The following is a 12,076-nucleotide window of genomic DNA, read 5'->3' on the forward strand; positions in this document are numbered from 1 at the left end:
TTTTTAGCGATCGCTGGTTTTTGATCCTACCTCACCAAATCGCGTTGCTCCCCATCCATCCCTGAGCTTCAATCACTGGCGCAGATTTACCAGAATAGTAAGGTTTGTTGCTAGTAGTAGGGTTTTTTAGGTCGAGAGCGTTTTCTTGTGGCGTTGAAATAGTTGCGCTCTGGATAGTCGGTATTTGATAAGTCTGATAGGGTGCAATTGAGGGGTCATCTGGCATCACTGGCAAACCTCCGTTTCCTGTGATGATGAATTTCCCTTCTGGTCGTTTACTCCGTGCAATGCAACTATTGGCAATTAATTGGGAAGTATCGATGATGTTTGTGGGCAGAGCAGTTAAGCCTTGACTAGGGTTAACATCAAGCGTGTTGAGTTGCACTACGCCATTAAATTCAGAACCACGAGCAGAACTAGCTGTAATGTCACTTAATGGCGTGGGTTGTAGAAAAAACTGTGTGCCAAAGATGCCAGAAGCATTGACAATTACTCGACCACCAAAGCTATCTTCGGCATTGGCGCTAATGTCACTATTTTCTTTAGGAACAGCCACTAGATTGTCGGTAGTAATCGTAATATTGCCACCAGTGGCAGCACCAGTGGCATTGGTAGTGATGCTGCTACCTCGGCGTAGGAGTAAAAAATCGCGCGCGAGCAAATTAATATTTCCTTGTCCTCCATTTGTGTCAGCACTGATTTTTGCTTTGTTGTCAAGACGGATAGAGTCAGCTTCAACTATTAATGAGCCTGCAATTCCTGACCCTTGACTGCTCACCGTCACTTGGGCCCCATCTCGGATATTAAACAGCTTGGTATTAATTGTTAATTCTCCGCCTCTACCTGTGGAAGTTTCAGATGTATTGGCAAACAGCCCACTTGCAGGATCTACAGTTTGACCTATATTTGAACCAAATCGGGCTACTATTTGGTCAAGTCGAGCAGAATAGTTGGCGTTGCTACCAAAAAGGGTGATGCTGTCAGTGACATTAAGTTTAATATCACCTGCGTTGTCAATACCATCGCTGGTGGTAATAACTTGTCCACCACTAATAGCTTCTAATGTATTAGCGCTCAAGGTGATCTTACCTCCATCCCCTTGTCCACGGGTTCTAACACTTAGGAAAGCACCATCCTTCAAAGACAGTATCTTGGTTGTGATGTTAATATCGCCCCCCTTGCCTATACCTGTTGATTCCACACTACTGTATGCTCCACTGGGAACTCCATTGTTGCTTGCTCCTTCCAAGGAGACTGTATCTCTAGCAAATATATTCACATTACCCGCATTCCCTTCTCCAGAAGTGGCAGCACTGAGTAAAGCGCCATTGCTCACTCTAACCGACCCAGCCGTGATGTTAATATTGCCTCCCTGACCTCTGGCTCCTGTCTCCACTGCGCTGACTACCCCAGTGGCACTTGTGCCATTAGCACTTACACCGTCGAAGGAAACTGTATCGCGGGCAAATATATTCACATTGCCTGCATTTCCTATTCCTTGAGTTCTGACATTCAATACAGCGCCATTTTTGAGATAAAGCGACCCAGTGGTAATATTGATGCCCTCACCGTTACCTTCCCCCTTTGACCACAAATTGCTGAATGCTCCAGTAAAGTTATTACCAAGTCCTTTATCAAAGACAATGGTATCGCGGGCAACGATATCTACCCTACCTGCATTCCCCTTTCCACCATAGTTGGTAGCAGCCAGCTGGCCACCATTAGTAACAGAGAGTGACCCAGTTGTGATGTTGATGTTGCCACCTTTGCCCACGCCTGTTGGCCGTACAGCGCTGGATGCTTCACTGGCTTCCTTGGAGCTACTCACCCCATCAAAGGAAACGGTATCACGCGCAACTATGTTTATACTGCCCGCATTCCCTTGTCCATAGGTTTCGGTATTCAGTTTACCGCCATTTCTGGCAGAAAGCGAGCCGGTGGTAATATTGATGTCGCCACTGTTACCAACAGCTGTTGATTGCACCCGATTAGAGATACGACTTCCATTCAGGTTTATTGCCTGTGTTGCATTAATTTCGATATCTCCCGCCTGTGAGTCAACAGAACCCAACCCTGATCTTATCCCTGACCGTAGCCGTGTACTTTCTCCAGTCATATCCAAGGAGCGGGCATTGATCGCAATACTACCCCCACCACCAGCGAGTACATTGACATCAGTACCATTGCCCAGAGATACATCAGCTCGTTCAATGCCATCAGGAAAACTTAAACTAAGGTATAAGCCATTAATACTTAAACCAACTGTACCAGTGTCTGCTATACCTCCCAACTCCACATTTCCACCTGGAGCTAGGAGTTGCCCACCATTAAGCTGTACATTACCGCCCACAAGTGCTAAGGTCTGACCAGGATTAACTTCTAAATTAGAACCCTGTACCTGAATATTTCCGGAATTCGTTCCAAATTGTAAGCCAATGGGTACATTGATAGTCAGCAAAGGTGGAGTTTGAGATTCTACAGTACTGAACTTAATACGATCGCTAAAATTAAGACTATTAGCTGTACTTGCAATAAACGAACCGCCAATATTTAGAGAGGCATTGGAATTAAAGACAATTCCATTCGGATTGATTAAAAATAAATTTGCAGTGCCATTTGCTCGGATCAACCCATCAATATTAGAGGCTGAGTTACCTGTAACGCGAGTGAAGATGTTCTGAATCAACGTGGCATCATTATTAAAAAACGCTTCCCCACCTGTCGGTACAGAAAACTCGCTAAAACTGTGGAACAGGCTGCTACCGCGAACTGTTCCCCCTTCAATGGTGCAAGCTGTGCATCCTGGCGCGACGCTGGAATTTACTGGAAGGGTATTATCAGGAACAATTTGAGCGTTGACAGGGTTAATTGTTAAAAAAGTTGCGATCGCCAAAGCCGGGGCGTACCCCATCGCACAGCATCCCATTATACTTATCGCTTCACAAGCATATAGCAGCGATTCCCAGCTTTGATAACACCTTAATTTAGCTTTCACAAGACTTCTCAACTCCTTACAACCAGTAGTGATACTACGTTATCAACTTTAATAAGTTGTTATATTTCTTAACTAAAGTGTTGATTTTCCAATTTTGGAAAACTAAATTCCTCAAACTGCAACACGCAGTCAGTTAATTATTTGTATCCTAGTCTTGAACGATAAGTTTTACTTAAGATGCAAGTTAAATTATAGCAACAAAAAGTTAGACCTTCTAATAGTTTTGGTAGGTTAAATAAATCTATTAAAAAGTAAACCAGTTATGAATCGAGAGCCAAAACAAACTTTGCAAAAATTTTTAGTTGTTGATGACCATGAAGCAATTCTTCAAGGTACAATTCCAGCACTCAAAGAGAAATATCCGGAAACAGAAATCTTTGCAATTCAGGATGCCCAGACTGCATATCAGCAATTTGAACGCCACCACCCAGACTTGCTAATTGTGGATTTATGTTTGCCAGAAAAGCCTCAAGCTCCAGCGAAGGTTGAGGTTGGGATGCAACTGATCAAAACTTTGATGGAAAGCCCTCTCGCCCCTAATCTAGTGGTGCTGAGTACCAATGTTAAACCGTTGGTGCGTCTCAAGCCGATAATTAATGCTTATGAAGGTGGCTTTGCCGCTATGGATAAGTCTTTGCCAATCCGCGAAATGTTAAAGTTCGTTGACTTGGCATTACGCGGCTCTATTTATTTATCTTCAGAACTGCGATCGCGTCCCGAATTTGACCGAAAATGGATCGAGGTACTGACGCTGAAATATCAAGAAGGCTTAACAGATAAAGCGATCGCTCAAAGAATGAAGTTGAGTGATCGCACTGTCCGAAACTACTGGATTAGACTGCAAGATGCTTTGGGTGTCTATGACGAACCTGGTAAAGAATTGAGAATTCAAATTGAAATTGCAGCTCGAAAAATTGGATTAATCAACTGATGAAATTGGCATTTATTACTAAAAGCAATTTCTGTAAAAAAGCTTACAAACAACTGAAACTATGGCAAGAAGTAGTGCTGCCAGGACTCTCAGTAGTAGGATTAATTATGCTTGTCCGCTCAACAGGATTATTGCAATCGCAAGAGTGGCTCGCTTTCGATCAATTGCTACGGCTGCGACCTAATGAAGCTGTAGATTCGCGGGTGGTAATTGTGGGTATTGATGAAGAAGATATCAATTATGTAGGCAGGTTTCCTATACCAGATCGGGAAATCGCCCAAATGTTGAGTATCTTAAATAGCTACAAACCCAGAGTTATCGGTCTTGACCTTTTTAGAGATAAAAGTAATTCGGCTGATGCAGAGCTTGCGCCTGCCTGGAGAGAGAATCCAAATCTGATTGGAGTTGAAGTAGCATTAAATCAAAAGCAATCTTTTAATATTAAACCACCGCCGGAATTACCTCCTGAACGAGTCGGCTTTGCAGACTTCATTGTAGACCCGGATGGAAAGCTGCGACGTAGCTTAATAGCAAGTAAAACTTATTCTGGAGAACTGAAATACTCTCTACCTCTGCGTCTAGCACAATTTTATCTGCGCGAACAAGGAATAAAGTTTGATCATGGCAGTCGCTCTTATGACCCCATCAAGTTCGGTTCTAGTCAACTAGTTCGGTTTCTTCCTAATTCTGGCGGATATGTGGGAACTGATGCCAATGGCTTTCAAGTGTTACTTAATTTCCGCTCTCATCCCCAACCTTTTCGTACCCTATCGCTTAGAGATGTCCTTAATAAAAAAATTGATCCTAGCTGGATTCGCGATCGCGTTGTCATTATTGGCATGACTGCCCCCAGCATTAAAGATAACTTTATCACCTCCGCAGCCAAAAATACAGTTTATACGACGACTTTAGGAGTTAAAGAGTCTGCTAATCAATACCAATGGATTTATGGTGTAGAAGTTCATGCTCATGCCACGAGCCAAATTATTAGTTATGTTTTAGACAAACGACCGCTATTAAAAGTATGGTCAGAAATTTGGGAGTATTTATGGATTTTAGCTTGGGGTTTATTCGGCATCATTTTGGGTTTAATCCTCCAATCTCCTGCAAAGACATTGTTTAGCCTTGGTATAATTAGTATCGAAATTGTCGGAATTTGTTTTATTGGCCTGGTTCTGGGTTGGTGGATTCCTTTTGTACCAACCTTGTTAGCTCTTACGAGTGCAGGATTAACGACATTTTTTTTTGACCGAGATTTAAGAGCGTTACTTGAACAGCGCAGTTTAACTCTTAAGCGCTCTTTTGAAGCAATTCATAATGGGCCTCTGCAAAGTCTAGCTGTGATATTAAGGAATCTTGGCGAAGAAGAGATAGAGGTTGAAAAATTGCGATCGCAGCTTGAACAACTAAATCGAGAGTTACGAATTATTCCTGAGTATCTCAGTCAAGAAATGCTCAGTCGCAATGATAGTGTTTATTTAGAGGGAAATGAAGTTCTCGATTTGCAAACTCCAATTGCTGAGATGCTTTATTATGTTTACGACATTACCTTAAAAAGAAATTTTCAAGGATTTGGATCAATTCTAAGTTTTATTCCTCCTAATTTTGAACCATTAGAAGATTGCCAATTAAGTCCAAATCAAAAGCGAGGCTTATACCTTTTTTTGCAAGAAGCTTTATGTAATGTAGGTAAACATTCCCAAGGAGCTACCCGTCTTGATGTTATTTGTACGCAATCGTCGAAAGAGTATTGCTTGCAAATAATTGATAACGGATTTGCAAATTTATCTAAAAACTCTCAACGTGGCGGACAGGGAACAGAACAGGCTCAAGATTTAGCACGACAATTGAGAGGCAAGTTTCGACGATTTCCTCACTCTCCACAAGGCACTGTCTGCGAATTGACTTGGCCAATTGCAAGTAATTGGTGGCAATTATTAATTAAATAAGTCGGAGATTTGCTTCTCTAACTAAGTACAATTTTGCCTAAAAACGTAGCGTTTAATACATAAAAATATATTAGCATTGTCAGCCGATGCATTAGCATTGTCAGCCGATGCATTGGCATTGTCAGCCGATACATTGGCATTGTCAGCCGATACATTGGCATTGTCAGCCGATGCATTGGCATTGTCAGTCGATGCATTGGCATTGTCAGTCGATGCATTGGCATTGTTAGCCGACGCATTGGCATTGTCAGCCGATGCATTAGCATTGCAGAGTATTGCCTTTTTTTAATTCGCTAGGAATTAATGAAATACTGTATTCAGTTATATAATCGCAATACCGAGACTGAGCATTGCTTAAAGCGATCGCTGATTAACTAAGAAATCCACTTTATCAAGTATTACTTGTGCCATCATGCAACGCTTGCCATACCGTGTTCGTCGCATTTGGACAGTTCTCTTTCTGACAACGCTAACCTTATGCTTGTGGTTAGGGCATCCTTCCTTAACAATTGGGCATAAAGGAATCGCAGAGATAACAACAGCTAAATCGTCGGCTTTAACACAGCCAATACAGCAAGGACTTGAGCTATATCAAGCTGGCAATATTCAAGGAGCAATCAAGTTTTGGGAAGCAGCCCTTTCTAATCAACAGCGTCACAGTAATGATTCTGAGGAAATAAATGTCCGGGCATACCTTGCCAGAGCATACCAACAAGTAGGTCAAATATCTGAAGCGATCGCCCAATTAAAACTAGTTATTGCTTACTATCGTCAAACAAACGAGCCGATAAAAGTAGAACGGATGCTGACAGAACAGGCTCAACTTTACAGTAACCTGGGACAGCAGCGACGCGCAGTTACCATTTTGTGCGGTCAAAATCAAAGCAATGCAACCTGTAGCTCAGATAGTGCCATAGAAATTGCTCGTCAACAGTCAGATAATCTGGGCGAAGTAGCTGCTTGGGGTAGTTTGGGAAATGCTCATCGTCTCCAAGGCGAGTATGAGCAAGCTATTCAAGATTTTAAACGCAGCTATGAAATCGCCAAACGCATCAATAATCAAACTTACATAGTGTCTACTCTCAATGGTTTAGCTAATACTTACGCTAATCTGTCCAAGCGCAATGAACGCCATGCTGAATTCGCCAAAGAGATAGGTGATAAAAAAGCTGCCCAAAAATTTCAGCAATCCACTATTGGCAATGATCGGCAAGCTGTACAGTATTTTGAGGAAAGTCTGAATCTAGCTCGTAGCCAAAACGATAAAGTAAATGAACTGCGATCGCTACTAGGTCTAGTTAGGCTTTACTATCGGCAAGATCGCCAGGATAAAGCCATAGTTAATAATACATTACAGCAAGCGATCGTCGTCTTAGAACAGGTGTCAGATTCTTACGATAAAGCCTATGCGGCAATTCAACTTGCTAATCTTTTACAACTCGTCAGCCAGAAGAACAAGTCGATTAGTACTGAGCCAGCAACTCAATGCTTAGAGTCAGAATTTTTACCCAAATCTGTTGAGCTACTCAATAAAGCCTTGTCCATAACTCAAAGAATACAGGATCGAGAGGCAGAATCTTTTGTCAAAGGCAGGTTAGGACACGTTTATGAATGTCTCCAAGATTACCAACAAGCTATAAATTTTACTCAACAAGCTCTTATTGGCACAGTCGCAAATCAGAACCTTTACTTGTGGGCTTGGCAGGCGGGACGGCTATTTAGAGCCACAGGTCAGGTGAAAGAAGCGATTAATTTTTATGAACAATCTTTTGACAGCCTCAAAAGTATCCGCAACGACCTTAGCTTAGAACAGCGAGATTTTCAATTTGACTTTCGAGACAATGTTGAACCAGTTTACCGCGAGTTACTTGAATTACGCCTAGAGCAAACTGAGCATCTTGTTCAAGAATCTAATATTCAACAGAATTTGGAATTTGCCCTTCTAGCCATAGATGAGTTAAGGCTAGCAGAACTACAAAATTATTTAGGTAATGATTGTGCTTTAGCACAGATTCAGCAACCAGTCCCATTAATAGGAAAAAACACTGCTGTCTTTAGTTCGATTATCTTGAAAGAGCGCCTGGCGATCATTCTTACCTTGGCTGATGAGCATAAAAAATTGAAATCACGACTTGTTTGGGTGTCTGCTAACAGTCAGGAAGTCAAAGATGTAATCAATGACTTACGAATAAAACTAGAAAAACGCTCAGATTTAGAAAACAGTTATCAAGCCAGAGCAAAACAAGTATATGACTGGTTCATTCGTCCTTTTATCAAAGATTTGGAAACAGAGAGAATCGAAACTTTAGTATTTATCCAAGATGGAATTCTTCGGAGTATCCCGATGGGGGCGCTGTTTGACGGCAAGCAATTTTTGATTGAAAAGTATGCGATCGCTACTGCCCCAGCACTGACTCTAACCAATACAATCCGCTATAACCCTCAAAAATTACGAATATTGGCTTTCGGCTTGACACAAGCAGCTACTGTTGAAACTGATACGGGGACAAAGTTTTTTGAGCCGCTTGATCAAGTTAAATTAGAGCTTAAAACCATTACAACGAGTTTACCTAAAAGCAATGGCTTACTAGATCAAGACTTTACACCTGAGCGATTGCAACAAGAGTTAGAAAAAAATACTTTCTCAGTAATTCATCTAGCAACACACGGCAAGTTTGGTATTGATGATAGAGAAACGTTCTTGGTAACTGGTCAAAAAATTGAAGCAAATCATCCAAAATTTGACAAAACTGAGACTTATAATGAAAAATTGACAATAACCGACCTTTATCAACTAATTAGTAATAGTCGTGATCGCAATAATCCCATAGAGTTACTGACCTTGACAGCTTGTGAAACAGCAGTAGGTAGCGATCGTGAAACATTAGGTCTGGCTGGTATTGCCATCCAAGCCGGATCTCAAAGCGCCATAGGTTCTCTATGGAAAGTTGATGATGCAGCAACTGCACAACTGATAGCCAAATTTTATCAAAGCTGGCACAGTGGACTAAGTAAGGCCAGAGCCTTACAGGTAACTCAAATAGCTTGGTTACAAGCGCATCAGCAGCAACTCGAAAGTCACCCTGGATACTGGGCACCATTCATCCTCATTGGTAACTGGCTTTAAATCAGTGAACAGTTAATAAGTAAGTGGGTCAAATTAAATATAAAACCTCACCCTGCCGCCGGCTTCCCTCTTTGTGAGTTCAAAGAGGGATTGAGGGTGAGGTTTGATCTTATGTTTAATTACGCTGTCTTCAATTTTAAATTTTGGGTCTATCGCTCCTTTTATGGACTCTAAGAATAAATAAACTTGTCTTATAGACTGTATTCTTGAGAGTGAATGGGTTTTCAGGTTTTAAAGCTTCCTTATAAAACCTGAATTTTAATCCCACAGCATAAGGAGAGCGGTAGAACCGAAATTTTTAAGTGTTTTTGGTTGAAATTGAAACGTTTATACTAGCGTTGCAATTGATGAATTGGGCTTTTTGTAAGTTCTACTTGAATTTGTTCTTTCTGTCCTGTTTCAGATCCATTTGCTACCTGTTCTAAGAGAAACATATTTAATTCTCTCAGCTTCGGCTCATCCTTTGAGGTTAAAGCGATTTCTAAAGTGTTGTACCACAAATCAGCTTGGTTATAGAGATTTGCCTTAGCTAAAACATCATTGCTCTGAGAGAGTTGCTTTTCCAAATCTGGTTTAACTAGAACTACTTTCATCGCAGCTGTAGCAACTGGATTGCCTGACGGACGATTAGCGTCGCAGACTAATTCGACTTGCCAAAGATATCTTCCACCAACTAACAATTCTGAATTGGACAGAGATAGCATTATAATTCCCGGTGAACTTTTAAAATTTTTGTCTTTAATCTCTTTTATCAACTTAGATTGTTTGCTAGCTGGGTCATACTCATAAAGTCGAAACTCCATTTGCAAGGAGGCGGAATTGTTAATAAACCAAGCGAATGTAGGACGGCTTGCCAAAGTTTGCCCATAAATTTGGGAAGGTGCAAGCAAAATGAGGGCTGGAATGCTACTTAAAGATGTTTCTGACTGAGTTTCGCATCCTCTAGAGCCACCTGAAGTTCCCGTAGTCTGAGGTGGAGGATCGTTAGAATTATTGTTCTTTCCATCAGCTAAGACTGTTGTAGGCATCAATAACAATAAGCTCAAGGCAATATCAATAGATGTAAAAAGGCTTTTCCTCAAATATTTTTGGGAAGGGCATAGTATTTGAGTCATGTTCCACCTCGATAAGTTGCTAGGACAAGTCTTAATAACATATCTGGTTAAACAACCTATATTTTGCAGATGGGCTTGAAAATACGGTTGCGTTGAAAAAACTAGTGCTGATCTGGTATAGCAGTTGCCAAAGCCGTTAGGACAGTTCGCGGGAAACGCGCCTTCAACAGCGTACTTTGTGATTTTATTGCTGTCCTAAGCTCCCTGTCCGTTGCTATAAAAGTGCAAAAGGCAAATAATTCAGCAGCGAAAGATACCTCTATTCAAATGGCGACAGTTGCATTGCAAAATTATTCTACTGTCTGTGCGCTGGTATCTGCGATATCCCGTTTCATATCGAAACATTGAAGAAAAGCTCGCACAAAAGTCTAAGCTTAGGCACTAATTTATGAGTAAAAAATCCCACACTATACAAGGCAAGCTCCAAGTCAGTGTGGGTGGTTCACAGAGTCTAAATATTTTTTGAGAGGGAACTTTGGAAGTTGCTAAATTATCCCGTTTTCTCTGCAACGCTAATATTTTTTGTCAGTGAAATGCAGGTCTACAAAATCTTACACTGCCCATGATGCCTTAACAAATGGTCACACAGCACCAACGCCACCATTGCCTCAACCATCGGAACTGCACGCGGTAATACACAAGGATCGTGGCGTCCTTTGGCTGCTAAGAGCGTTTCTTCGCCTTCACGAGTTACAGTCTTCTGCTCTTTTCTAATTGTTGCTGTCGGCTTAAATGCAACTCGCAAAATGATATTTTCTCCGTTGGAAATCCCCCCTTGAATACCACCAGAACGGTTTGTTAGTGTGCGGATTTCACCACTTTGATCAATATAAAATTCGTCGTTATGCTCAATTCCTGTTAGCAACGTTCCCCCAAAACCGGAACCAATTTCAAAGCCTTTACTAGCAGGGAGAGACATGACACCTTTGGCGATATCAGCTTCCAATTTATCAAATACTGGTTCGCCCAAACCTTTCGGCACATTTCGCGCTACACATTCTACTACGCCGCCGATAGAATCACCTTGTCTACCTATTTGCTCAATTAATTCAATCATGCGATCGCCGCATTCAGCATCGGGACAGCGAACGATATTGCTTTCCACTTGTTCTAAGGTGACAGTATTTGGATCAACTACACCTTCCAAGTCTTTGATGCGCTTAACGTAAGCGATAACTTCGACATTGGCGACTTGACGAAGAATTTTTTTAGCGATCGCACCTGCTGCTACTCTTCCGATTGTCTCACGCGCTGACGATCTACCCCCACCTTGCCAATTACGAATGCCATATTTGGCATCATAAGTTGCATCGGCGTGAGAAGGCCGATATTTCTCGGACATCTCGTCGTAGTCTTGGGGACGAGTGTCTTTGTTCCTCACCAAAATTGATATAGGCGTTCCCAAAGTTTTGCCCTCAAATACCCCTGATAAAATCTCGCAGGTATCCGCTTCTTTGCGAGGCGTCGTAATTTTACTTTGTCCGGGACGCCTTCTATCTAGTTCTACTTGAATTTCTTCTGCCGAAATTTCTAGTTGGGGAGGACAACCATCAATCACAACCCCCACACCGCCGCCGTGAGACTCGCCAAAAGTACTAATACGAAATAGATGACCAAAAATATTGCCCATGATTTTGAAGAAAAAGGTGAGGCTTATGTATTCTACCTAGAGTTCTTACAAAAGTTTTTTTACTCTTATGTTTGTAGAACTTTTCGCTATTTTTTAGTATTTATCAACAGTGTCTCTGAGTTTTATCCAACTCCACTCCATAACAGTATCTGTTACTAACTTAAATTAAAAGCGCCCTCCCAATTTGGGAGGGCGCTTTATTATTTAGTTAATGGTTCAGAATTAGCCATTGATAGCAGGAGCGCTCATTGCCACAGGAGCAACATCACCAGCAGCCAAATCTAAGGGGAAGTTGTGAGCGTTACGCTCGTGCATTACTTCCATACCCA

7 protein-coding genes and 1 pseudogene are annotated in these 12,076 nt (G+C 41.7%); 4 read left to right on the forward strand and 4 right to left on the reverse strand.

The window, feature by feature from the left end; all coding sequences use genetic code 11:
• Positions 1 to 31 precede the first annotated feature (31 nt).
• A complete protein-coding gene (locus tag ACFE90_RS29530; protein WP_375505928.1) occupies positions 32 to 2,911 on the reverse strand; it encodes a filamentous hemagglutinin N-terminal domain-containing protein in 2,880 nt (959 codons plus the stop codon).
• Between the two features lie 346 nt (positions 2,912 to 3,257).
• Between ACFE90_RS29530 and ACFE90_RS29535 the strand changes: the two genes are divergently transcribed.
• The 4 genes from ACFE90_RS29535 (at position 3,258) to ACFE90_RS29550 (ending at position 9,002) form a co-directional block, all read left to right on the forward strand.
• Entirely contained in the window at positions 3,258 to 3,926 is a 669-nt protein-coding gene (locus tag ACFE90_RS29535) for a response regulator (protein ID WP_375505929.1), read from the forward strand.
• Entirely contained in the window at positions 3,926 to 5,875 is a 1,950-nt protein-coding gene (locus ACFE90_RS29540) for a CHASE2 domain-containing protein (RefSeq protein ID WP_375505930.1), read from the forward strand. The genes ACFE90_RS29535 and ACFE90_RS29540 overlap by 1 nt, the downstream gene beginning before the upstream one ends.
• Before the next feature lie 76 nt (positions 5,876 to 5,951).
• Positions 5,952 to 6,164, forward strand: a complete 213-nt coding sequence (locus ACFE90_RS29545; protein WP_375505931.1) for a hypothetical protein — start codon at positions 5,952 to 5,954, stop codon at positions 6,162 to 6,164.
• A gap of 123 nt (positions 6,165 to 6,287) precedes the next feature.
• Positions 6,288 to 9,002 carry a CHAT domain-containing protein gene (locus ACFE90_RS29550; protein WP_375505932.1) on the forward strand — a complete coding sequence of 905 codons (2,715 nt, stop codon included), beginning with the start codon at positions 6,288 to 6,290 and terminating at the stop codon, positions 9,000 to 9,002.
• 332 nt (positions 9,003 to 9,334) lie between these two features.
• Here the strand turns inward: ACFE90_RS29550 and ACFE90_RS29555 are convergent, their stop codons facing one another.
• The 3 genes and pseudogenes from ACFE90_RS29555 to ACFE90_RS29565 form a co-directional block, all read right to left on the reverse strand.
• Positions 9,335 to 10,117 carry a DUF928 domain-containing protein gene (locus ACFE90_RS29555; RefSeq protein ID WP_375505933.1) on the reverse strand — a complete coding sequence of 261 codons (783 nt, stop codon included), beginning with the start codon at positions 10,115 to 10,117 and terminating at the stop codon, positions 9,335 to 9,337.
• Positions 10,118 to 10,658: 541 nt separating this feature from the next.
• A complete protein-coding gene (aroC, locus tag ACFE90_RS29560) occupies positions 10,659 to 11,747 on the reverse strand; it encodes a chorismate synthase (protein ID WP_375505934.1) in 1,089 nt (362 codons plus the stop codon).
• 222 nt (positions 11,748 to 11,969) lie between these two features.
• A pseudogene (locus ACFE90_RS29565) lies at positions 11,970 to 12,076 on the reverse strand (photosystem II protein D1); the annotation flags it as partial.

The sequence above is a fragment of the uncultured Nostoc sp. genome, from assembly GCF_964245445.1.
Lineage (GTDB): Bacteria > Cyanobacteriota > Cyanobacteriia > Cyanobacteriales > Nostocaceae > Nostoc.

Bases quoted from the DNA above. Each gene is read 5' to 3' on its own strand.
- ACFE90_RS29540 (WP_375505930.1), top strand. From the start codon at position 3,926: ATGAAATTGGCATTTATTACTAAAAGCAATTTCTGTAAAAAAGCTTAC.
- ACFE90_RS29550 (WP_375505932.1), top strand. From the start codon at position 6,288: ATGCAACGCTTGCCATACCGTGTTCGTCGCATTTGGACAGTTCTCTTT.
- ACFE90_RS29535 (WP_375505929.1), top strand. From the start codon at position 3,258: ATGAATCGAGAGCCAAAACAAACTTTGCAAAAATTTTTAGTTGTTGAT.
- aroC (WP_375505934.1), bottom strand. From the start codon at position 11,747: ATGGGCAATATTTTTGGTCATCTATTTCGTATTAGTACTTTTGGCGAG.
- ACFE90_RS29530 (WP_375505928.1), bottom strand. From the start codon at position 2,911: ATGGGGTACGCCCCGGCTTTGGCGATCGCAACTTTTTTAACAATTAAC.
- ACFE90_RS29555 (WP_375505933.1), bottom strand. From the start codon at position 10,117: ATGACTCAAATACTATGCCCTTCCCAAAAATATTTGAGGAAAAGCCTT.